Source organism: Virgibacillus salinus, assembly GCF_900102415.1.
Taxonomy (GTDB): domain Bacteria; phylum Bacillota; class Bacilli; order Bacillales; family Amphibacillaceae; genus Lentibacillus; species Lentibacillus subterraneus.
Window position 1 is genome coordinate 776,831 of record NZ_FNKD01000002.1, and the last position, 23,971, is coordinate 800,801.

Below are 23,971 nucleotides of genomic sequence, written 5' to 3' on the forward strand. Positions count from 1 at the left end.
TCATTCCATTTGATCTTTTCAGCAATATATTAAAAAGCGGTTCAATTACGGCTGCAAATTGCATTTTTGTACACCGTAACTGAACCACTTTTAACATTAAGGGCTCTGACAATTATTTTTTTGTAAACCCAAATAAAACAGTTGGAAGTGAGCTGAGAACAAGTATTAGCATCCAGTCTCTAACATTTAGAAATGTCGTATGAAAGATTGGCTGCAACGGCTCCCAATAGATAACAACAAGCAACAATAGAAGTGATGAAAGTACTGCTAAAACCAAATATTTATTTTCAAAAGGATTGCGGGCAAAAACCGAATTTTCACTTCGGCAATCGAACACATGAATTAATTGAGCCATTACCAATGTTGTAAATGCAATAGTTTGTCCATAAATTAAATTATCCGGGTTATCCTGATATGTCATCATAAACGCAATCAATGTAAAAACACCAATTAATATGCCACGACTGATTATTTTAAAGCCCAATCCCCTGGCAAATATTCCTTCTCTTGGATTTCTGGGCCCCCTTCGCATTACATCACCTTCTGATTGATCCAGTCCTAGTGCCATTGCGGGAAGTCCGTCTGTTACAAGATTCACCCATAATATTTGTACTGGTACCAATGGCAAAGGGAGTGCTAATAACATAGCAAAGAGCATAACAAGAATCTCACCCACATTTGACGCTAATAAATAACGAATAAATTTTCGAATATTTTCGTAAATATTTCTTCCTTCACTAATTGCAGATTTGATAGTAGCAAAGTTATCATCCATTAGTACTAATGAAGAAGCTTCTTTTGTTACATCTGTTCCGCTCCTTCCCATACTAATTCCAATGTCACTTGCTTTAATGGCTGGCGCATCATTCACACCATCCCCAGTCATTGCTACAATATGACCTTTTTCCTGAAAGGCTTGGACAATTTTTAATTTATGCTCTGGAGTAACACGAGCAAATACGTAAACCTGATCGATGACATTACGAAGTTCTGTGACAGACATTTGGTTTAGTTGGTATCCATCCAAAACCATTCCATTTTCAGGAAGCAGGTTCAGGTTAATCGCAATTGCACGAGCGGTTTTTTCATGGTCGCCAGTAATCATTACTGTCTTAATGCCAGCATCCCGACATTCCATAATAGCTGTTTTTACTTCTTTTCTTGGTGGATCCATCATTCCGCATAAGCCAACAAACGTTAAATCTTTCTCCAGTGTGGCTGAATTTAAAGGATCATCCTTTGAAATTGGCTTCATGCCTATTGCTATCGTTCGTAACGCCTTTTGAGCCATGTTGTTAATTTCATTGTCAATCGTTTGCTTGTCCTCTGAACGCAACAATTTGCGACCACCTTCACCTAAAAAGAAAGCAGAACGTGGCAATAATACGTCTGGAGCACCTTTCGTAATTAGAAACCGCATGTGGTTTTCATCTTCAATAACCATACTCATTCTTTTGCGATCAGAATCAAATGGTATTTCTTTTATAATTTGGAAATTGTCATTCACTTTTGGGGATAACCCAAGCTTTCTGGCAGCAACAAGCAATGCTCCGTCGGTTGGATCCCCGTCAACAAAGTATTTCCCTTTTTTGACTTGTAATGACGCATTATTACATAACAGACCATATAAGAGCATCGATTTAAGATTGGGGTAATCGCGGTCCACTTTTTCTTTATTTGCAAAAAAATCGCCCTGTATTTCGTAACCATCGCCCGTAACATATAAGTTTTTCCCATTTACATAGACTTCTTTTACCGTCATTTGGTTCTCTGTCATTGTACCAGTCTTATCAGAACAAATAACTGAAGCACACCCTAAAGTTTCCACTGCAGAAAGCTTTCGAACAATCGCTTTCTTCTTAATCATGCGCTGAACACCTAATGATAATGCAACTGTAACGATTGCAGGTAGTCCTTCTGGTATAGCTGCAACCGCTAAAGATACTCCTGCAAGAAACATATTATATAAAGGATGACCCTGATAAACACCTACAAAAACGACTAATGCCGTTAAAAAAAGTGCAACGACAATTAGAATTTTTCCCAGTTCTGTAAGCTTATGCTCTAATGGAGTGATAGTCTTCTTTGTCTTCACCATTAATGATGCAATTTGTCCCATTACTGTATTCATTCCGGTTCCAACAACGATACCTAGTCCGGATCCTCTTGTAACCAACGTTCCCATGAAGCCCATGTTGACCTGATCCTGTGCGTCAAGGTGGTCTTTACTTATTGCAGTAGCATGCTTCATTACTGGGAGCGATTCACCGGTAAGTGCCGATTCTTCTGTCTCCATGCTATTTGATTTCGTTATGCGTATATCAGCAGGAATCCGATCTCCACTGTTCATACGCAATACGTCACCCACAACCACATCTTGGGATGGAATCTTTTCCCACTTCCCATCACGGAGAACATTCGCCACAGGTGCAGACATTTCTTTTAGTTTAGCAAGTGATTTTTCTGCTTTTTGTTCTTGAAAAAAGCCAAGAAAACTATTTACTAAAACGATTACCATAATCGCTATTGCATCAACATATTCACCAAGTAATCCAGCAATTAAGGTTGCAGCAAGAAGAACCAGAACCATAAAATCCTGGAATTGTTTAAAAAAGATCAACCACTTAGATGTGTTTTTTTCAGTTTCTAGTTTATTTGCTCCGAATTCTTTTCTGCGTTGTTCCACTTGTTTTTCTGCAAGTCCGCGGTTTGTCGTAACATGCAATTTTTGTTCGACATGGTCTACATCTAATTGATACCATTTCACACTGCATTCCTCCAAATTCATCTACATGCACTATAGTTAAACGTAATCTTTATACGATATCTATGCAGACTCGTCCCAAAAAATGCTATAATTGAATCAAAAGCGGAAGTGCCCGTTTAAGAATGTATTTTACTTTTGGTTCTTTTTTTAAATTTTGTTGCTCTTTAACCCTTGCAGTTGATTATTTAAACTGTGTCTCAATGATATTTTCTTTTGTGACACTTTTTCCCGTTCTAATGATGGTGAGTGCCTTGATTCGTTCCGGCAAAATACTTTGCTTTCACCTCTCCGGGTACAAAGGCGACATATACTCCTTCTATCGCTTTCGTAGTATCTTCTTAGCCATGAGCACGGCATCAGCCTCCTCGTGATGCTAAGAATACTTCTTCCGGAGTCCTCGGAACGTGCTGTTCCCATAGGAGTCTACTTATTCTGCCTCCACCGGTAGAGTTCTTCTGATTAAGCGAGTATCTTTCCAGCTGGACTTAAAAAGAACTGCGTGTTTCTTTAAATAGTTTAAAAAACATTGCTTTTATCCACCAGAATATACATTTTGTTAATTTTCTAGATTATAGTTAGCAAAATCGAGCGTAGGAAATACACGAAGACTCCTGCGTGTCACCGGCTAAAACCGCTCACGTCCTGTGACCAACGCCGGTACTGGAACGTCCTGTTCGTCGAACCAACAGCTGAAGATCCCGCAGGAAGTGATTTTGCTTCCGAGGAAGCTGAAGCGTTGACTGCAGAAAGCGAAGTGTATTTCCGTAACGGTGTCATACACTCAAACCTTTTTCACACTGTGTCACAGTTTATAAATTTTGTGTCAATAACAACAATACTTTAAAAAGCAGCCTTACTTATTAGAAAGCAAGAGGTGATTACATGCCATTTGATGGAATCGTTACAAGAGCAGTAACGAGCGAACTAAATACAACCTTAACCCCAGGAAAAATCACGAAAATTTATCAGCCGACTTCGACAGAATTAGTTTTCACTATACGAAGTCACGGCGAAAACCATACATTGCTATTGTCGATTCATCCTGTATACGCACGGATACACATAACAAGAGATTCCTATAAAAACCCTAAAGAACCTTCGATGTTTTGCATGTTGCTTCGTAAACATTTATCCGGTGCAGTAGTTGAATCCATAGATCAATACGGAATGGAGCGAATTGTTACCTTTTCGATTCAAGCACGAAATGAAATTGGCGACATGACAACGAAAAAACTTGTGATCGAGCTAATGGGCAAACACAGTAACGTTATGCTAGTTGATGGAGAAAAGGGACATATCCTTGATAGTTTAAAACATGTATCTATCTCACAAAACCGATATCGAACAATATTACCCGGTCATGACTATAAACTTCCACCAAGTCAGGATAAGCTGAATTTATTGGATATTGACAAAGAAACATTTGTTCGAAAGCTTGATTTTAATGCCGGAAAAATGGATGCCCAAATCGTCCATACCTTAATAGGTGTTTCACCTTTAATTGCTAAAGAAATCGTCCATCAGGCAAAGCTTGGATCATCTGAGACCTATAAAGCCAGGTTTGAAGCCATACAGGAACTGATACAAAATAATAACTATACACCAACAATTTACCGGTACAAAAAAGAAGATTTTCATGTCCTCCCAATATCTTTTCTTGACGGTCAAGAGGAAGTCTTTTCAGACACTAACCACATGCTTGATAATTTTTATTCCGGTAAAGCAGAGAGAGATCGTGTGAAGCAGCAAGCAAAAGATCTTTATCAGTTTATAAAGAATGAAAAAGATAAGAATCAACGTAAGCTAAAGAAACATGAAAAAACGATCAAAAAAGCTGAAGGTGCCGACCGTTATCAATGGTTGGGCGAGCTGTTAACAGCCAATATGCATCAAGTAAAGCAAGGTGATCAATCAGCTACAGTAATCGATTATTATGATCCAAATCAAAATGAAATGATAATCGAATTAAACCCAAATAAGACACCTAGTGAAAATGCACAAAGCTTTTTCAAAACGTATCAAAAACTAAAAACTTCCATGAAAAAAGTAAAACAGGAAATTAAAAAGGCAAATAACGAGATTGCCTATTTAGAGCAATTGCTCCAGCAAATAGATTCCGCACGTGAGGCTGACATTGAAGAAATCCGAGATGAACTTCGTGAAGAAGGTTATTTAAAAAGGCAAAAACAAGGAAAAAAGAGAAAGAAAGAAGTTAAACCTGAACCAGAAAAGTTTATTGCAACAGATGGGACACCAATTCTTGTAGGGAAAAATAATAAACAAAATGAATATGTAACAATGAAGCTTGCACATCGTGATGATATTTGGCTGCATACGAAAAACATACCGGGATCTCATGTCATTATTCGTGATAAGGAGCCAAGTGAAGATACATTGCTTGAAGCAGCACTGCTTGCAGCATTCTTCAGTAAATCACAGCAATCATCATCAGTACCTGTTGATTATACGAAAATTCGCCATGTAAAAAAGCCGAATGGTGCTAAACCTGGTTATGTTACCTACGACAACCAGAAAACGTTATTTGTAACACCAGATCAAGCTACCGTAGAAAAACTAAAAAACGGATAATCCTGAATTGGATTATCCGTTTTACTTTAATTAGATTTAGGAAACTGCTTTTGGATTTAGGGTTACCTCAACATTTCCACGAGTTGCTTTGGAATAAGGGCACACTTGATGGGCATCTTCAGCCAATTCCTCTGCCTCTTCAGGACTAACACCTTCAATATTAATATTGAGAGTTACCTCAATTTTAAAGCCATCATCCTCAGGGTCCTTGCAAAAACTGACTTCAGCAGTAGTTTCTGAGTCAATCTTCTTTTTTTGCTTTGAGGCAACTAAGTTAAGCGCTCCGTCAAAACACGCTGAGTATGTTGCTGCAAAAAGCTGTTCTGGATTTGATCCTTTTTCATCTTTATTATTTGCCGGATTTACTAAGTTTAAGTCAATTAAACCGTCATCCGATTTAACATGTCCGTCACGTCCATTTTTTGCCGTTGCTTTTGATGTAAATATTACTTCACTCATCTTAAAACACTCCTTTGAGTACTATATATATATTATGTTCCTTTTTATTGTTCTTATTAAACATCTTAGAAAACTTGGATTATCGTCAGACACTATGAAAGCGTATTTTCCCTTAATACCCCTCATACATTGGAATGCAACCATCATGGCGAAAGCATTATATACCAATTAAGAAGGTATGATTTCTTAACTGCTAAAGGAAGTTTTCACTCAATACTGCAGAAATAAACTGATCCACTTGTGGTAATTTACGTACACCTTCCTGATAACAAACCCAGGTATCTCTAGTAACTCGCTCACCATTTAATTTCATAGAGATATGCGGAAACTCATCCATCATCGAATCTGAGACACTTTTTGGGAGAACGCCCATCCCGAGACCTTGCTTCATAAACTGTTTGCATGTTTCGATTTGATCAACTCGAATCGTTTTCACAGGTTTTATCTCATCCTGATGATGATAAAGCCAATTATCTACTAATTCATGCATGCTATCATCACTCTTAAATGATATTAGCGGGCGTTCTTTTAACTTATTTTTTGGAAAAGGTTCGGTATCAAAAATGTATAACGGATCATCGAAAAGATTCGTACAAACACTATCTTTTAACTTCTCACCACGAATAATGCATACATGGTAATTTTTATGGCCCCTTTTAATATCTTCACTAATACCAGTTACTAAATCAATAGCAACCTTGGGAAATTCTTTCGTATAATCTGCCAGAATTGACGGTAAAAAACGCTGACTCACAAGTGATGAGCAAGCAATAGATAGTGTTCCCTGAACTTCTTCGCTTGATTGTGCAAGCGAACTTTTAATTACTTCTTCCTGATCAACCACTTTTCTCGCATGGCTTAATATCATTTCACCGGCCGGAGTCAAAACTAATTTTTTTGGTGTTCGAATAAAAATACTTTCTTCAAAATATTCCTCTATGTACTTAAGTCGTTGGGTAACCGCTGGCTGTGAAATTAATATCGCTTTGGCAGTCCCGCGAATTGTACCTACTTCATTCAATTTTAACAGTAGTTCATAATCTTCTATTTTCATAATGGCTCCTCGTATGATAAGTATTTGTTATTACTTTATATTATAAACTAATATTGTACTTATTGCATAACAAAGCATATGATTAAAGTAGAATATGAAAAGAGGGTGAATCCATGCGAGAGAAAGTTGATGTAAAACGTGTCTTTTCGAAAAATAAAGAAGCCTATGTGACGAGTTCAACACATGCATTTGGTAAAGATTTATCATTAATGATTAACTGGCTGCAGCCTAAGTCAACGATGAAGGTTCTTGATATTGCGACTGGGGGCGGTCATGTTGCCAAGAATCTTGCTAATCATGTTGAAGAAGTTGTAGCTACTGATATTACCGAAGAAATGCTAGAGAATACAGCTCTGTATCTGGAATCGCATAAAAATATTTATTATGCTGTAGCTGATGCGGAAGACTTGCCATTTACAGGCGAAAATTTTGATATTGTTACATGCAGAATAGCTGCACATCATTTTCCCAATCCAGAGAGGTTTATTGCAGAAGTTAATCGAGTATTAAAGCCTGAAGGACAGTTTTTGTTAATAGATAATATTGCTCCAGAAGATTGTAAATTTGATCAATTCATTAATTCACTCGAAAAAATGCGCGATCACAGTCATATACGGTCACGCTCTTTAATAGAATGGAAAAACCTGTTTGTTGATCATGATTTATCTATTATCAAAGAACAAACCCGTAAGAAAGTGTTGCCATACCGCGAATGGGTTCAGCGCACATTGGATGATGATGAAACAATTCAACATGTAGGTCAATTTATTCTTGAATCAGATAATGAAACAAAGAACTATTTTCAGGTGGATACTGAGGATGACATCATCCATTCATTCGCCATTGATGAATGGATGGCATTGGGTGCTAAAAGAACAGATTAGTATAAGGAAGGCTGTCTAAAAGACTTTAAACCATTAGACAGCTATCAATAATAATTTTAAAGTTCATTCCGCCACTCCTGTAACTTTTTATTCTCATATTCATTAATAATGCCGTCTGCTAAAAGTAAATTAAGTATTTCATCATAGTTCGTAATCGTTTGGTGTGATAATTTCATTTCATCAAACTGCTTTTTGGCTTTCGTTAATCCATATGTAAAAATAGCGAGAACACCCAGTACATAAACACCTTCTAACTGAAGTGCTTTGGCTGAATCGATTGATGACCCACCAGTAGAAATCAAGTCTTCAATAACTACTGTCTTTTGTCCGTCTTCAACCTTTCCCTCAATCTGGTTTCCTTTGCCATGTCCTTTTGGCTTAGATCGAACGTAAATCATTGGCAGGTCCAGCTTATCAGCAATCCATGCCGCATGTGGAATTCCTGCTGTTGCACATCCAGCAATAACATCCGGTTTTTCGTCCATTTGCTCGATTAATTCAACAAATGCTTCAATGATTTTTGCGCGAATTTTTGGATAAGACATTGTCAGCCGATTATCACAATAAATGGGTGATTCGATTCCAGATGTCCATGTAAAATAACGATCTGTTCTTATTTGAACAGCTTTTATTTCTAAAAGATCCCTTGCTATATCATTACTTAATACCATTTCGCCACTCCTTCTGCACTTTCTCATATGCTGACTTTGGATCCTGTGCATTTGTTACGGTCCGACCAATCACGAGAAAGTCAGCTCCATTTTCCCTAGCAAGAGCCGGCGTTGCGATTCGCTTTTGATCGTTCCCATCAGATCCTTGCAACCGAATTCCGGGTGTAACAGTTAAAAACGATGAGCCACATACATCTTTAATTTCCTTTGCTTCCTGAACCGAGCAAACGACACCATCTGCTCCATTTTTATTTGCTGTTACAGCAAGCCGAACAACATTCTCATTTACACTTCCGCCAATATTTAACTCTTTATATAAAGAAGTATCATCCATCGACGTAAGAACTGTTACTGCAATTAATTTTGGTTCGTGATTCGAATCCCCAGAAATCAACCCTTCTTTTGCCCGTTTAATCATTTCACTGCCACCTAACGCATGGACATTAACCATATCAACTTCAAGATTCGCAATATTTGTCATCGCCTTCATTACTGTCGTGGGGATATCATGAAGCTTTAAATCAAGAAAGATGTCATGATTATCCTGCTTTAGATTCTCTATTAATCGAGGACCTTCCCGGTAAAATAGCTCCATGCCAACTTTTACAGGAACTCCTTGAAAATTATGAGCATCAATAAACGTTCTGGCTTCATTCCAGGTGGAAAAATCCAATGCTAGATACATGTTATTCCTCATACTCCATGCCCCTTTCCAATGGCATCCTTAACCGAATCGAATCCGTATTTTTGTAATACAGCTGGTAATTCATCAATTATTTCCGGACATGCAAAAGGATTTTGGAAGTTAGCTGTTCCCACGGCTACAGCATCAGCTCCAGCAAGCAAGAATTCCAGTACATCTTCAGTTGAAGAAATTCCGCCCATACCAATAATTGGTATATTGACATGCTGCTTTACTTCATAAATCATCCGAATCGCAATTGGTTTAATTGCCTGACCAGAAAGACCACCAGTTTTATTAGCCAATAATGGCTGCTTATTATCTAAATCGATTTGCATCCCTGTTACCGTGTTAATCATAGATAACCCATCTGCTCCTGCCTTTTCAACTGCCTTTGCCATTGCTGTAATGTCAGTAACATTAGGGGAAAGCTTTACATAGACTGGCAGATTACTAGCTTCTTTAACTTTTTGCGTTACCTCAGCTGCCATATCAGGATTAGTACCAAACTGAATCCCGCCTTCTTTTACATTTGGACAGGAAATGTTAAGTTCTAATGCGTTAACCGATTCAGCATGATTAAAAGCGCTCGCTACCTTCACATATTCTTCGAGGGAACTTCCGGCTACATTCGCAATGATTGGAACAGCATACGCTGCTATAAAGGGTATTTCGGTTTCAATAATTTTTTCTACACCAGGATTTTGCAGACCGATTGCGTTCAACATTCCTGATGTTGTTTCTGCAACACGGGGTGTTTTATTACCGTAACGTACTTCACCTGTTGCAGCTTTCATAATGACTGCACCAAGCTTTTTCAAATCATAAAATTCACTATATTCCCTGCCAAATCCAAAGCATCCGGAAGCAGGCATAACTGGATTTTTTAATTTTAAACCGGGTAAATCTACCGCTAAGTCTGTCATAATACCACCTCATCCGCTGCGAATACAGGTCCGTCCTTGCAAATTTTTTTATAACCGCCATGACTATCTGTAGGAATAACACATGCAAAACACGCTCCAACACCACAGCCCATCCGTTCTTCAAGTGAAATGTAACCACTGTGATCCTGCAATTGCTTTGTAACAGCTTTTAGCATGGGGATGGGACCACAGGAATAATACGTATCAAAATCTTCAATCTGATCCATTACACTAGTTACAAACCCTCGATATCCGTATGTTCCATCATTCGTCACGACATATGTTTTTCCTAGTTCTCTAAAATTCGCTTCGTAAAAAACATGTTCTTTCGACTGGAATCCTAGGACAGCTGTAACTTTGATTCCTTTCTTTTTAAGAGTCTTCCCCAGGTTGTATAGTGGCGGAATTCCAATACCCCCGCCAACTAACAATACTGAATTCAATTTACCCTCATATGAAAATCCGTTACCGCTAGGTCCTAACGCATCAATCGACATACCCGGTTTATATGCTGCCAATTGTTTTGTTCCATCACCAACTATTTTAAATAAAATCGTAATTTCATTATTATTGCGGTCTACATTTGCGATTGAAATTGGCCGACGCAATGTATGGCCATCAACCAACAAATGTAGAAACTGTCCTGGGATCGCAGTTTTGGCTACATATTTATTCACAAGTGTCATTTCAAACGTATCTAGCGCAATAACATCTACCGATTTAACAACCAGTTCTACTTTTCTCTTCATGAAGAAACTACTTTCTTACCTGTCATAGGTCTTGCACTAAAAGTAGTCGAATCAATTACATTCAATATGGCATTTGCTGTATCTAAGTTGGTTAAACAAGCAATACCATGTTCAACTGCTTCCCGTCTAATCATGAAGCCATCAGATCTAGGCTTAATTCCCGAAGTCAATGTATTGATGACAAATTGAACATCACCATTTTCAATGATAGATAAAACATTTGGTGTGCTAGATCCTATTTTTGCAACATCTGTAACTGGAATATCGTACCATTTTATAAATGAAGCTGTTCCAGATGTTGCATACAATTGAAATCCTAATTGATGAAAACGATCGGCAATTTCAATTGTTTCTTTCTTATCTTTATCTGCTATCGTAAGCAGCACTGCACCTTCCTGTGGTACAGATAACCCGGCAGCTATCAGTCCTTTATACAATGCTTTTTCCAGCGTTTTATCATGGCCAATTGCTTCTCCCGTTGATTTCATCTCTGGCCCAAGAATAGTATCAACACTACGTAGTTTTTCAAATGAGAATACTGGAACTTTAACGGATACAGCATCTTGCTCAGGCAATATACCTGACTCATATCCCATACTTTCTAATGTTTCCCCTAAAATGCATCTAGTAGCAATATTTGCCATGGTTACACCTGTTATTTTACTAAGGAATGGAATCGTCCTGCTTGCACGCGGATTCACTTCGAGAACGTAAACATCTTCCTCACAAACAATAAACTGGATATTAATTAATCCTTTTACATTTAACGATTGAGCAATTTTAACAGTTGCATCTAAACAATTTTCCTTAACAGCTTTACTAATTCGCTGTGGAGGATAAACTGCTATGGAGTCTCCAGAATGAACACCAGACCGTTCGATATGCTCCATAACTCCAGGTACAATAACCGTTTCACCATCACTGATTGCATCCACTTCCACTTCAATTCCAGTTATATAGTTATCGATTAATATAGGATGTGCGCTATCAGCCCCATTTGATTTTGCCAAATAGGCATTAAGTTCTTCATCATTGTAAACAATCTCCATCCGGCTTCCGCCGATTACATAAGATGGCCTAACTAATACTGGATAGCCAATATCTTTTGCTACCTCCACTGCATGATCTAATTTTGTTACCGATCTTCCTTCAGGTCTTTTTATTGAGAGGTCATTTAATAAATGTTCAAATTTGTCACGGTCTTCTGCTTTGTCGATTGATTCTAAATCTGTACCTAATATTTTCACACCACGACGTTCCAGCCCTTCGGCTAAGTTAATCGCCGTCTGTCCACCAAACTGGACAATCACGCCTTCAGGTTGTTCTAAATTTATAACATGCATGACATCTTCAAGTGTCAGAGGTTCAAAATAAAGCTTATCTGAAATACTGAAATCAGTTGAAACTGTCTCAGGATTATTATTCATAATGATAGCTTCATAACCCATCTCTTTAATAGCTAATACAGAGTGAACCGTAGCATAGTCAAATTCGATACCCTGCCCTATTCGAATAGGTCCTGACCCGAGTACTAGTATTTTTTTGCTATCTGACTGAACGGATTCATTTTCATCTTCAAAGGTACTATAGAAATAAGGTGTTTCAGATTCAAATTCTGCTGCACAGGTATCTACCATTTTATAAACAGGTTTTATTGCGTTTTCCATGCGAAATTCGTATACGTCATCAATTGTTACATTCCACAATCTCGCAATATGCGTGTCAGAGAACCCTTGTGTTTTTGCTTCTAGTAAAATATCCTGTGAAAGTTTATTAGCAGTTAATATTGTTTCCCAATCAATTAGCCGCTTAATTTTTATTAGGAAAAATCGGTCAATTTTTGTTAATTGAAATACTTCTTCAACCGTCATCCCTTTTCGAATAACTTCTGCTAAAACGAACAATCGTTCATCATCTGCTTTTTGTAATCTCGCTTGTAATTCCTCAACAGTCTTATTTGCTAAACTTGGCAGCCATAATTCCTCTGTACCTATATCAAGAGAACGAATTCCTTTTAATAATGACTCTTCAAAATTACGTCCGATTGACATGATTTCGCCAGTCGCCTTCATTTGGGTGCCAAGGTAACGATCCCCTGTTACAAATTTATCGAATGGGAATCTTGGGAGCTTGGTCACAACATAATCAAGTGCAGGTTCAAAACATGCATAGGTTGTGCCAGTGATTGGATTAATAATTTCATCTAATGTTAATCCTACAGCAATTTTCGCTGCCATTTTTGCGATTGGATATCCTGTAGCTTTTGATGCCAAAGCGGATGACCTGCTGACACGTGGATTAACTTCAATAATATAGTAATTAAAGCTATTAGGATCAAGTGCCAGCTGTACATTGCATCCACCCTCAATCTCCAAAGCACGAATTATTTTTAAAGATGCATTGCGTAACAATTGATATTCGCGATCACTTAAGGTTTGAGAGGGTGCAACGACGATAGAATCACCTGTGTGAATTCCAACTGGATCGACATTTTCCATGTTACAGACGACAATGGCCTGATCGTTTTTATCACGCATTACTTCATATTCAATTTCTTTAAATCCTGCAATGTTTTTTTCAATTAAACATTGATTAACCGGTGACAATGATAATCCATTACGGGCAATTTCTTTAAGTTCCCGTTCGTCATAGCACATCCCCCCGCCGGTTCCTCCTAGGGTGTAAGCAGGGCGCACAATGACAGGAAAACCAATTTCATTGGCAAAATCACATGCATGATCGACAGAATTTACAATCTGACTATCCGGTACAGGCTCATGAAGCTCATGCATTAAAGAACGAAATTTTTCACGATCTTCTGCTTTTTCGATTGCTTCGAGTGAGGTCCCTAGCAATTCAACACCATATTCTCCCAAAATACCCGTATTTTCTAATTCCACCGCCAAATTCAGACCTGTTTGCCCACCAAGTGTTGGCAATATTGCATCAGGCTGTTCTTTGCGGATAATCTTGATTAAGAATTCAACCGTTAAAGGCTCCATATAAACCTTATCTGCCACTGTATGATCGGTCATTATTGTTGCTGGGTTGGAATTAGCAAGAATTACGGTATATCCTTCTTCTGTTAAAGCTTGACATGCTTGCGTACCTGAATAATCAAATTCAGCTGCCTGCCCGATCACAATTGGTCCTGAACCAATGACAAGTATCTTGTTTAGATTCGTATTCTTAGGCATATGATTCCTCCTCACTTTTAGCTTTCGCATTATTAATCAATTGTAAAAATGCATCAAAAAATTGATTTGTATCCTCTGGTCCTGGTGAACTTTCTGGATGATACTGAACTGAAAATGCCTGAAAAACTTTGTGCCTTATTCCTTCAACTGTATTATCATTAAGAGCAATCTGCGTAAGTTCTAAGTCTGTTTGTTTTAATGATTCGTGTGTAACTGCATAACTGTGATTCTGTGATGTCATATATGTTTTATTTTTTTCCAGATCCTTAACCGGATGATTTGCTCCACGGTGCCCAAACTTCATTTTCTCCGTATCCGCACCACATGCTAATGCAAGAAGCTGATGCCCTAGACAAATACCGAATAACGGTACCTGTTCCACCACTGTTTTTATCATTTCAATCGATTCAGGAACATCTTTTGGATCACCTGGGCCATTTGTCAGCATGATCCCTTCAGGTTTTAATCGTAAAATATTTTCTGCCCCATAATTATATGGAACAACCGTAATATGGCAATCTCTTTTTGTTAATTCTCGTAAAATACCATGCTTCATACCAAAATCTACTAAAATAATTCGCGTGCCCCGTCCTGGTACTACATAAGGTTTAATGGTAGATGTTTGTTTTACCTGATCCGTCTGATATGGCAGTTTCTTTACTTTTGCGACCAATTCATAAGCTGAATCGTCGCTGTCCGTTATGATTGCTTTCATTGTCCCATGCCTGCGAATAATTTTCGTTAATTTTCTTGTATCAATACCGGAGATACCAGGAATATTGTTCGCTTTCAAATAATCATGCAACGTTTCGTCGCTGCGAAAATTTGATGGATATTCACATAATTCCTTAACAATAAATCCATGAATAAAAGGTGTAACAGTTTCAAAATCATCCCGATTAATACCATAATTACCAACTAAAGGATATGTCATTGTAACGATTTGGCCACAGTATGATGGATCAGAAATGACTTCCTGGTAACCTGTCATACCTGTATTAAATACAACTTCTCCTGTTGTGCTAGCATCACTGCCAAATCCTTCACCGTTAAATACAGTTCCATCTTCCAGAATAAGCCGACGATTAGTCATGTGAATCCTCCTTGTATACGATTTTTCCTTGAGCTATTGTTGCAAATGGAATGCCTTGTACCTTCCAATTATGAAATGGTGTGTTTTTTCCTTTTGAAAAAAATGAGTATTTATCTATGTGAGCTTCTTTCGTTAAATTGAAAATGGCAAGGTCCGCTGTAGTATTCTCTTCTAATTCCCCAAATGGTAAATTAAAAACCCCAGCAGGCTTTATGGTTAACCAATCTACTAATTGTTTTAATGTGATTTTATCCGTTAAGACTAGATTCGTATATAAGAGTGAAAAAGCAGTCTCAAGACCAACAATCCCAAAAGGAGACTTATGGAATCCTTGTTCTTTTTCTTCATTTGCGTGTGGTGCGTGGTCCGTTGCAATGAAATCAATTGTTCCATCCAACAACCCGTCCAATAAGGCGTTTTGGTCTTCCTCACTCCGTAGTGGGGGATTCATTTTATAATTAGCATCGTCTGTTTTAACTGCTTGTTCATTTAATAGTAAATGATGTGGGGTTACTTCGGCAGTCACATGGATGCCTGCCTTCTTAGCATCGCGTATTACTCGTACTGATTCTTTTGTGCTAACATGGCAAACATGATAATGACATCCGGTCTCTTCTGCTAAAAGAACATCACGAGCAATTTGAACTGATTCGCTTATCGAGGGAATTCCTGGGAGGTCTAATCGTTTACTTACATTTCCTTGATGTACTACACCGCCGTATACGATTGAATTATCTTCACAATGGGCAACTATTGTCATCCCGGAGGCTGCTGCTTCAGTCATTGCCTGAAGCATAAAATCAGCAGTTTGAACACCTACTCCATCATCGGTGAAAGCAAATACACCTAATTTGGAGAGTTCACTAATATTGGTTAATTCCTCACCTTTTAAATTACATGTAATTGCTCCATATGGAAGTACACGAACATGGGCGTCTCTTTTAATTTTTTCCAATAACTCATTTACCGTTTCAACATCGTCAGGAACAGGCGATGTATTCGGCATCGCGCATACCGTTGTAAAACCGCCACGTGCAGCTGCTTTTGTACCAGTCTCAATCGTTTCCTTATGTTCCCCGCCTGGCTCACGAAGATGGATATGTACATCGATGAAACCCGGGAAAACAAAGTTATTCTCACAATCTATGACTTCATCTGCTTCTTGCAACACTTTTGGTGCTATTTGCTTGATTTTCCCTTCATCAATAAATATTTCACATTTCTCTACATCATTTTTACTAATTAATCTTTTTGCATTTGTTAGGATTAGTTTCATTATGATAGCCCCATTCCTTTAATAAGATGATCATTATAGCCATTCGAGTATAAACACCATTTTCCATTTGTTTAAATATACGTGACCGCTGACATTCTACTAGTTCAGTGTCAATCTCAACCCCACGATTCACAGGGGCAGGATGAAGAATAATGGCATGGTCCTTCATTCTGCTTTCCCGTTCCTTGGTGAGGCCAAATTGCACTAAATAAGAAGTGGAATCATATTGCTTTGCTGTATGCCGTTCATGTTGTATTCGAAGTAACATCATGATATCACACTTTTCAACAGCTTCATCGATAGATATATATGGAAAATTCATGGTGTCATCTTTAAACCCAGGAGCTGCAGCAAAGTAAACGTTTGCTCCTAGTGTAGTTAAAGCGTATGCATTAGACCTGGCAACTCTGCTGTGTTTAATATCACCCACTATTACTACGTTTAAATTAGTGAACGTTCCAAACTCCTGATAGATAGTCAACAGATCAAGCATACATTGTGTTGGATGCTCACCTCTACCAGCCCCAGCATTTATCACCGGAAGCGATAGATTTGGAGTGAGTTCATCATACCAATTATCCTCCTGATGACGAATAACCAACAGATTTGCTCCAATCGCCTCACAGGTCTTTGCTGTATCATACAACGTTTCACCTTTTGTAACACTGGACGTTTCCATCTGAAAGTCGAGCGTTTCCATACCTAACTTTCTCTGAGCAACACTAAAGCTCATTTTCGTTCTGGTACTAGGTTCAAAAAAAAGATTAGCCACGAAAATCTGTTCTGGTAACTTTTCTTGTTGGAGCCGTAATTCTTCCGCTTTATTCAAAATAAGAAAAATATACTTGCTAGACAAATTTCTAGTCGATACAAAGTGTCGCATAACTCCTCCTTTTCTAAGCCACATGTTCTTTATTTTCGGATACATCAGTATCATCAAACATGGTTCCATTACCATAGCCGCTTTCTTTTCCAGGTAACAAAAGGTTTAACGTAACACCAATTAGAGCTGATAATGCCATACCTGCAATCTGCAGATTTTCTGTAACCTGTATGAAAGCACCACCAATTCCAATCACGAGAATCACTGATGAGATAATCAGATTACGCTTATCACTTAAATCAATTTGGTTATCAATAAGCATACGCAATCCATTTGATGCAATAATTCCAAACAAGAGAATCGATACCCCACCCATTACAGCTGAAGGGATAGAACTTATTGTTGCGGTGATAATCCCAGTAAATCCAAAGAACAATGCGAGGACTGCCGCTCCTCCTATGACAAAAACACTGAATACACGAGTAATTGACAAAACCCCAATATTTTCACCGTATGTTGTATTCGGAGGGCCACCAAGAAATGAAGCAATTATCGTTGCCACACCATCACCAAGGATAGAACGGTGAAGACCTGGCTTCTTGATGAAATTATTGCCGACAACTTTTGATAACACCATCTGATCGCCAATATGCTCTGCAATTGTTACTAGTGCAACAGGAACCATTATAAGAATAATCTCGCCACTTAGTACTTCAAAAGGTGAATAGTTAACAAACGGAATAATAAAATCCGGTTTTTGAAAGATTGCTGTGAAAAATTCTCCAATCGAATCTGCAGAAGTAATTTCTGCCCATTCAGCCTTGATTTCTGAAGTATCAACAATTCCTTGGAAGATAGAGAAAATATATCCAAATACAATGCCAATTAGAATTGGAATAAGTCCAAAAAATCCTCTAAGAAAAATGGAAGCAATAATTGTTACAGTAAGTGTTACTAGTGCTACCAGAAAGTGTGTACTGCTATATACTTGCTCATCTATTCCTGGAACATACATCGCCATATCAATAGCAGTTGAAGCTAGTCCTAGCCCAATCACAATGATGACTGGTCCAACGACAATTGGTGGCAGAATGCGCATCAGCCAATTCAGTCCCAGCAACCGGATGAATAACGCAACCAAACCATATACAATTCCGGCAAGAAAGCTACCAACCATTGCACCTTCGACTCCACCTGAAGCAGTAGCTCCAATAATAGGTGCGATAAATGCAAAGCTTGACCCAAGATATGCTGGAATTTTCCCTTTTGTAATCAGCAGATATGCCAGCGTTCCAAGTCCACTTGAAACTAATGCTACTGCCGGAGATAACCCTGTAAGAAATGGAACGAGGATGGTTGCTCCGAACATTGCAAATAAATGCTGCAGACTTAAAATAAGCCATTTTTGTGGTTTAGGTACTTCATTAACATTCAAAGCTACTTTTTCTTGTTTCATCTTCCATTCCTCCATTTGTTGGTTTTTGGTTAAAAACTGCCATTAAAAAACCTCTTTGCATAAGGTCGCAAAGAGGTATACGTGTAGTTACAATAAAATACACGTGTTCTCAGGGCAACCTTTTAAATCTCGCTGGATTTAGTTAAAGGTCTCATTATTTACTTTTCGTATATACTTACTTCGTCGTGGTTATCTTCTTCATGTAAGTTTACTACGATAATCTCTTTATCTGATGTTGGTATGTTCTTACCAACATAATCAGCTCGTATAGGCAATTCTCTGTGTCCACGGTCAATTAATACACCTAGCTGTATCTGCGTGGGTCTGCCGACATCCATTACGGCATCCATAGCTGCTCTGACTGTTCTGCCTGTAAATAACACATCATCAATTAATATTACTTTTTTCCCATTAAAGTCGACGTCAATATTGGTTTCCTTTAATTCAGGATCATGATTAGTTGTTGCTTTTTCTAAATCATCACGATACAACGTTATATCCAACTCACCAATTGGAACATTAATTCCCTCGATTTGATTTATCTTTTCCTGTAATCGTTTCGCAATGGGAATTCCTCTTGTTTTAATCCCTACTAAAAGTAAATTTTCCCCACCTTTATTTTTTTCAACAATTTCATGGGCGATTCTAGTTAGGGCTCTGTTCATTGCTGACTGATCCAGTACTTCCGTTTTTTTGTTCACTGCTGCACCTCTTTCTGTTTGAAAACTTGGCCTATCACCAAACCTTAGTTGCATTTATGCGTAAAAAAGGTTTTATACCTTCTTAGCCGCTAAAAAATCCCTTTTCTCCATAAGGAAAAAAGGGATTTAGATATACGTATCTCTACATACTTAATACGTTCCGCTTCCTTCTTCGCCTCACTGGACTCTGTTAAAGGATCTTTTATTCATTTGATTAATTATTACAAACCAGCTTCAATCTGTCAATACATTTTCTCCATTTGTGACAGTAATTCCTTGAAATAAGCTGGTGCTTCCTCCTCAAAAAATAGCCATTCATTTGTTCTCGGATGCTTAAAACCCAGTGATTTAGCATGCAATACCTGTCCATTTGTCTCCAACGTTTTTCTCCGTCCATATTTAGGATCACCAACAATTGGAAAATCTATATATTTCATGTGTACACGTATTTGATGAGTACGGCCTGTTTCCAGCTGGCATTCTACATGTGTGAAATTTTCAAATCGTCGTATAACCCTAAAATGGGTAACTGCTGGTTTACCACTATCTACAACACCCATTTTCTGCCTATCATTTTTGTCTCTGCCAATTGGGGCATCAATTAACCCTGTTTCATGTTCAATAACACCATGAACAACTGCTTCGTACTTTCGCTCAATATCTTTTGTGGCCATCTGTTCTGACAGATTTGTATGTGCGAGATCGCTTTTAGCAACCACTAGAAGTCCACTGGTGTCTTTATCAATCCGATGGACAATGCCTGGCCGTTCTACACCATTAATCCCAGATAAATCGTCACAGTGATAAAGTAACGCATTTACCAATGTGCCATTTTGGTGGCCAGCGGATGGGTGCACTACCATTCCTTTGGGTTTGTTAACAACAAGCAAGTCACTATCCTCATAAACTATCCGTAGTGGAATGTTTTCAGGTTTTATGTTTAATGGTTCTGGTTCAGGAATCGTCCATCTAATCTCATCCGCAGTTTGACATTTATAGTTGGGTTTTATAATTTCGCCATTTACTAATACAAGTTCATTGGTAATCCATGATTGGACCTGTGAACGGGACTCGCTAACCAAATTCGATAACAGCTTATCTATTCTTATTTTGTTTTCAGTTTCTAATACGATGTGTTGGTTTAAAGTCATTTTTGATTTTTTCCTTTCTTCTTTTCATCGATGAATGTTGCAATAAGCACAAGAATCACACCAACTACTAAGGCCGAATCTGCTATATTAAATATTGGATAGTCATATCCAACTAGGTTGAAGTCAAAAAAGTCGACAACTTCTTTTCGAAAAAGGCGGTCTATAAAGTTACCAATTGCACCACCTAAAATAAAACTTAAGGATATAGCCAATAACTTACTATCCTTTGCATATTTTTCCATGTAATAAACAACACCAATGATCACAATTACAGTAACGATATAGAAAAAAATCATTTGCCCTTGCAATATTCCCCATGCTGCACCACTATTTCGATGTGATGTTAGGTAGAAAAAATTCTCAATCACAGTTATTTGTTCCCCAATTTCCATTGTTTTTATAATGGCCCACTTTGATAGTTGGTCAACGGCTATAATAACAAGTGCAATTATGTAATATAAAAACATTTCATTTCCCCCAATTTTCATTTAGAAGACTTGGCTTATCACCAAGCCTTAATGACGAGCGCCTTAACTACTATGTAGTAAGAAAGTAGTTATACTATCTTATCTGCAAACAAACTATTACTTTTGCATTTTACCATAGATATAGCAAAAGCGCCTCTTCCTTGAAAAAATTCAAAAGGAACAGGCGCTCTTAAAATCAAATTATGCACTATAGTGTTCTTTTACTATATCTGCACATCGTGTACATAACTCTGGGTGATCTTTATCTTCACCAACAGTTTCTGAAGCAGTCCAGCAGCGTTCGCATTTCTCTCCGGGATGCTTTTCAACTGCTATATCAACGTAACGGTATTCAGAAGCATCAGCTGATTTTTCTGCAACAACAGCTTCGGAAACAATAAACAGTTGATGAACATTAGAGATTTCCTCTAATACTTCTTTAGTTTTCGGATCTTTTGGAACTAAGGTAATTCTAGCTTCAAGCGACTTACCAATAGTCTTTTCATTTCGAGCCTCTTCTAATGCTTTTAGGACATCATCACGAACTTTCATGAAGTGATCCCATTTATCCTGGGAATTTTCAAAGTCAGTAATTTTTCTTGGTTCTGGAATATCCGTAAGTTGAACACTTTCTTCTTCTACCCCAGGAATATATTCCCATACTTCATCTGTTGTATGTGGAATAATTGGCGTCAGTAATTTAACAAGTGTTGTTAAGATTTCATAGTATCCTGTTTGAATACTTCTCCGACGCTTATTATCTTGTGCCTCGATATATAGGACATCTTTTGCGAAATCCAAATAAAACGAGCTTAAATCAACCGCACAGAAATTATGAATTTGTGAAAAGATTGGTGAGTACTCAAACTTTTCATAATTTGCACGAACATTTGAGACTAAGTTTTGCAAACGATGAACCATATAGCGATCCACTTCTTCCATTTCACTTTCAGGGACAGCATCCTTTGCTGGATCAAAGTCTGACAGATTCGCCAGCATAAAGCGAATCGTATTTCTAATTTTACGATAAGCCTCAGAAATTTGTTTCAAGATTTCCTGTGAGATTCTAACATCTGCTTGATAGTCAACAGATGATACCCATAAACGCAAGATATCAGCACCTAATTGTTTCTGAACCTTAGATGGAACCATAACATTTCCTAATGATTTACTCATCTTTCGCCCATTGCCATCAAGCACAAATCCATGACTGATAATATTTTCATATGGCGCTTTACCTGTCACCGCAACAGAAGTTGATAGTGACGAGTTGAACCAGCCACGATATTGGTCACTGCCCTCCAGATAAACATCTGCTGGACGACGGTGATCCTCCCGCCCTACAAGGACTGCTTCATGAGATGAGCCTGAATCGAACCATACATCCATAATATCCGTTTCCTTGGTAAACTTACCGTTTGGACTATGTTCTGAAGTGTAGCCTTTAGGCAATAGGTCTTTAGCTTCCCACTCAAACCATACGTTCGAACCATGTTCTGCAAATACCTGTGAAACATGTTCAATCGTTTCATCGGTAATAATTGGTGTGTTATCCTCCCCATAAAATACTGGAATTGGAACACCCCATGTACGTTGACGTGAAATACACCAATCTTCGCGGTCACGAACCATGTTATGAAGACGTGTTTCCCCCCATGACGGATACCAATTAATCCGATTAATCTCATCCAAAATATTTTGGCGGAAATCTTTTATGGATGCAAACCATTGTGAGGTAGCACGGAAGATTGTTGGCTTTTTCGTACGCCAATCATGTGGGTATGAATGCGTAATAAATGTAAGCTTCAATAACGCACCAACCTCTTCAAGCCTTTCCGTAATCGGCTTGTTCGCCTGATCATAGAATAATCCTTCAAATCCTGGAGCCTCATTGGTGAAAACACCTTTATCATCAACTGGAGACAGAGCATCCAGTCCATAAGACCTCGATACATAAAAGTCATCTTCACCATGACCTGGAGCTGTGTGGACACAACCAGTACCTGCATCTGTAGTAACGTGGTCACCAAGCATGATAAGTGAATCACGTTCATAAAATGGATGCTTTGTAACAACTTTATCTGCTTTCTCGCCTTTAAATGTTTTAACTACCTCTGGATTTTCCCATTCCAATTCTTCGGTTACCGTTTCTACTAAGTCGGAAGCAATAATATATTTTTCATTATTAACAGCAACAACGGAATACTCAAGATCTGGATGTAAACTAATTCCAAGATTGGCCGGAATAGTCCAGGGTGTAGTAGTCCAAATGATGAATTTGTCTCCAGCATCAAGTACGCCTTTTCCATCGGTTACATCGAATGAGACATAAATGGATGGTGAACGTTTATCATGATATTCAATCTCTGCTTCAGCTAATGCTGATTCTGACGATGGTGACCAATACACAGGTTTAAGCCCTTTATAAATATACCCCTTTTTAGCCATATCACCGAAAACTCTGATTTGTGCTGCCTCATAATCTTTAGTAAGCGTGATATACGGGTTATCCCAATCACCCCGTACACCTAATTGTTTAAATTGTGTACGTTGATTATCAAGTTGCCCCATTGCGTATTCAGCACATTTTTGTCTGAAATCAGCAATACTCATTTCCTTACGCTTAATTTTTTTCTTTTTTGTCAGTGCAGTTTCAATAGGAAGTCCATGTGTATCCCAGCCAGGCACATATGGAGCATGATATCCAGTCATTGATTTATAGCGTGTAATAAAATCCTTTAATATTTTATTTAGTGCGTGACCAATATGCAAATCACCATTTGCGTATGGAGGGCCATCATGCAAAATAAATGATGGACGTCCTTCTGTTCTTTTTTGTACTTTTTCGTATAGTTTTTTATCATCCCACGCTTTTTGGCGCTCTGGTTCTTTATTCGGCAAATTTCCGCGCATTGGGAATTCTGTTTTTGGCATTAGCAATGTATCTTTATACTCCACTTGTTCATCCTCCTATACATTTCAATTTAATTAAAAAAAGCCCTCAAACATCCCCAAAAGGGACGAGA

The 23,971-nt window shown here is 38.1% G+C and carries 18 protein-coding genes and 1 other annotated feature (1 of these 19 only partly in view); of the genes, 2 read left to right on the forward strand and 16 right to left on the reverse strand.

Going from position 1 to position 23,971, the window contains the following annotated elements; genetic code table 11:
* Positions 1-112: 112 nt before the first annotated feature.
* Positions 113-2,767 (reverse strand): calcium-translocating P-type ATPase, SERCA-type, encoded by a 2,655-nt coding sequence (locus tag BLS02_RS10755; protein ID WP_092493006.1) that lies wholly within the window; start codon positions 2,765-2,767, stop codon positions 113-115.
* An 882-nt stretch (positions 2,768-3,649) separates the two neighbouring features.
* Here BLS02_RS10755 and BLS02_RS10760 point away from each other — a divergent pair.
* Positions 3,650-5,356, forward strand: coding sequence for an Rqc2 family fibronectin-binding protein (locus BLS02_RS10760; RefSeq protein WP_092493007.1), 1,707 nt, complete (start codon positions 3,650-3,652; stop codon positions 5,354-5,356).
* A gap of 36 nt (positions 5,357-5,392) precedes the next feature.
* On the opposite strand, the gene BLS02_RS10765 is transcribed toward BLS02_RS10760, so the two are convergent.
* Both BLS02_RS10765 and BLS02_RS10770 read right to left on the reverse strand, forming a co-directional pair.
* Entirely contained in the window at positions 5,393-5,815 is a 423-nt protein-coding gene (locus BLS02_RS10765; protein WP_092493008.1) for an organic hydroperoxide resistance protein, read from the reverse strand.
* 193 nt (positions 5,816-6,008) lie between these two features.
* Positions 6,009-6,869: a LysR family transcriptional regulator gene (locus tag BLS02_RS10770; RefSeq protein ID WP_092493009.1), complete on the reverse strand. Its 861-nt coding sequence runs from the start codon at positions 6,867-6,869 to the stop codon at positions 6,009-6,011.
* Between the two features lie 113 nt (positions 6,870-6,982).
* Between BLS02_RS10770 and BLS02_RS10775 the strand changes: the two genes are divergently transcribed.
* Positions 6,983-7,753, forward strand: coding sequence for a class I SAM-dependent methyltransferase (locus BLS02_RS10775; protein WP_092493010.1), 771 nt, complete (start codon positions 6,983-6,985; stop codon positions 7,751-7,753).
* A 56-nt stretch (positions 7,754-7,809) separates the two neighbouring features.
* Here the strand turns inward: BLS02_RS10775 and pyrE are convergent, their stop codons facing one another.
* From pyrE to ileS, 13 genes are all read right to left on the reverse strand, one after another.
* Positions 7,810-8,424, reverse strand: a complete 615-nt coding sequence (pyrE, locus tag BLS02_RS10780) for an orotate phosphoribosyltransferase (RefSeq protein WP_092493011.1) — start codon at positions 8,422-8,424, stop codon at positions 7,810-7,812.
* Positions 8,411-9,121: an orotidine-5'-phosphate decarboxylase gene (gene pyrF, locus BLS02_RS10785; protein ID WP_092493012.1), complete on the reverse strand. Its 711-nt coding sequence runs from the start codon at positions 9,119-9,121 to the stop codon at positions 8,411-8,413. Before pyrF ends, pyrE begins: the two co-directional genes overlap by 14 nt.
* On the reverse strand, positions 9,118-10,032 hold the full coding sequence (locus tag BLS02_RS10790; protein WP_092493013.1) for a dihydroorotate dehydrogenase: 915 nt from the start codon (positions 10,030-10,032) through the stop codon (positions 9,118-9,120). The genes pyrF and BLS02_RS10790 overlap by 4 nt, the downstream gene beginning before the upstream one ends.
* On the reverse strand, positions 10,029-10,781 hold the full coding sequence (locus tag BLS02_RS10795) for a dihydroorotate dehydrogenase electron transfer subunit (protein WP_092493014.1): 753 nt from the start codon (positions 10,779-10,781) through the stop codon (positions 10,029-10,031). Before BLS02_RS10795 ends, BLS02_RS10790 begins: the two co-directional genes overlap by 4 nt.
* On the reverse strand, positions 10,778-13,978 hold the full coding sequence (gene carB / locus BLS02_RS10800) for a carbamoyl-phosphate synthase large subunit (RefSeq protein WP_092493015.1): 3,201 nt from the start codon (positions 13,976-13,978) through the stop codon (positions 10,778-10,780). Before carB ends, BLS02_RS10795 begins: the two co-directional genes overlap by 4 nt.
* Positions 13,971-15,071: a carbamoyl phosphate synthase small subunit gene (locus tag BLS02_RS10805; protein ID WP_092493016.1), complete on the reverse strand. Its 1,101-nt coding sequence runs from the start codon at positions 15,069-15,071 to the stop codon at positions 13,971-13,973. Before BLS02_RS10805 ends, carB begins: the two co-directional genes overlap by 8 nt.
* Positions 15,064-16,347: a dihydroorotase gene (locus tag BLS02_RS10810; RefSeq protein ID WP_092493017.1), complete on the reverse strand. Its 1,284-nt coding sequence runs from the start codon at positions 16,345-16,347 to the stop codon at positions 15,064-15,066. The genes BLS02_RS10805 and BLS02_RS10810 overlap by 8 nt, the downstream gene beginning before the upstream one ends.
* A complete protein-coding gene (locus BLS02_RS10815; protein WP_092493018.1) occupies positions 16,310-17,230 on the reverse strand; it encodes an aspartate carbamoyltransferase catalytic subunit in 921 nt (306 codons plus the stop codon). Before BLS02_RS10815 ends, BLS02_RS10810 begins: the two co-directional genes overlap by 38 nt.
* 13 nt (positions 17,231-17,243) lie before the next feature.
* Positions 17,244-18,626 carry a solute carrier family 23 protein gene (locus BLS02_RS10820; protein ID WP_092493019.1) on the reverse strand — a complete coding sequence of 461 codons (1,383 nt, stop codon included), beginning with the start codon at positions 18,624-18,626 and terminating at the stop codon, positions 17,244-17,246.
* A gap of 158 nt (positions 18,627-18,784) precedes the next feature.
* The gene (gene pyrR, locus BLS02_RS10825) at positions 18,785-19,327 is read right to left on the reverse strand and encodes a bifunctional pyr operon transcriptional regulator/uracil phosphoribosyltransferase PyrR (protein ID WP_092493243.1); all 543 of its coding nucleotides are present in this window, start codon (positions 19,325-19,327) and stop codon (positions 18,785-18,787) included.
* Between the two features lie 242 nt (positions 19,328-19,569).
* Positions 19,570-20,478 carry an RluA family pseudouridine synthase gene (locus tag BLS02_RS10830; protein ID WP_092493020.1) on the reverse strand — a complete coding sequence of 303 codons (909 nt, stop codon included), beginning with the start codon at positions 20,476-20,478 and terminating at the stop codon, positions 19,570-19,572.
* Complete coding sequence (lspA, locus tag BLS02_RS10835) at positions 20,475-20,945, reverse strand: signal peptidase II (protein WP_092493021.1); 471 nt, start codon at positions 20,943-20,945, stop codon at positions 20,475-20,477. Before lspA ends, BLS02_RS10830 begins: the two co-directional genes overlap by 4 nt.
* Positions 20,946-21,146: 201 nt before the next feature.
* Positions 21,147-23,903, reverse strand: a complete 2,757-nt coding sequence (gene ileS / locus BLS02_RS10840) for an isoleucine--tRNA ligase (protein WP_092493022.1) — start codon at positions 23,901-23,903, stop codon at positions 21,147-21,149.
* Positions 23,904-23,958: 55 nt separating this feature from the next.
* Positions 23,959-23,971: a binding site (T-box leader), on the reverse strand; it runs 212 nt beyond the window's last position.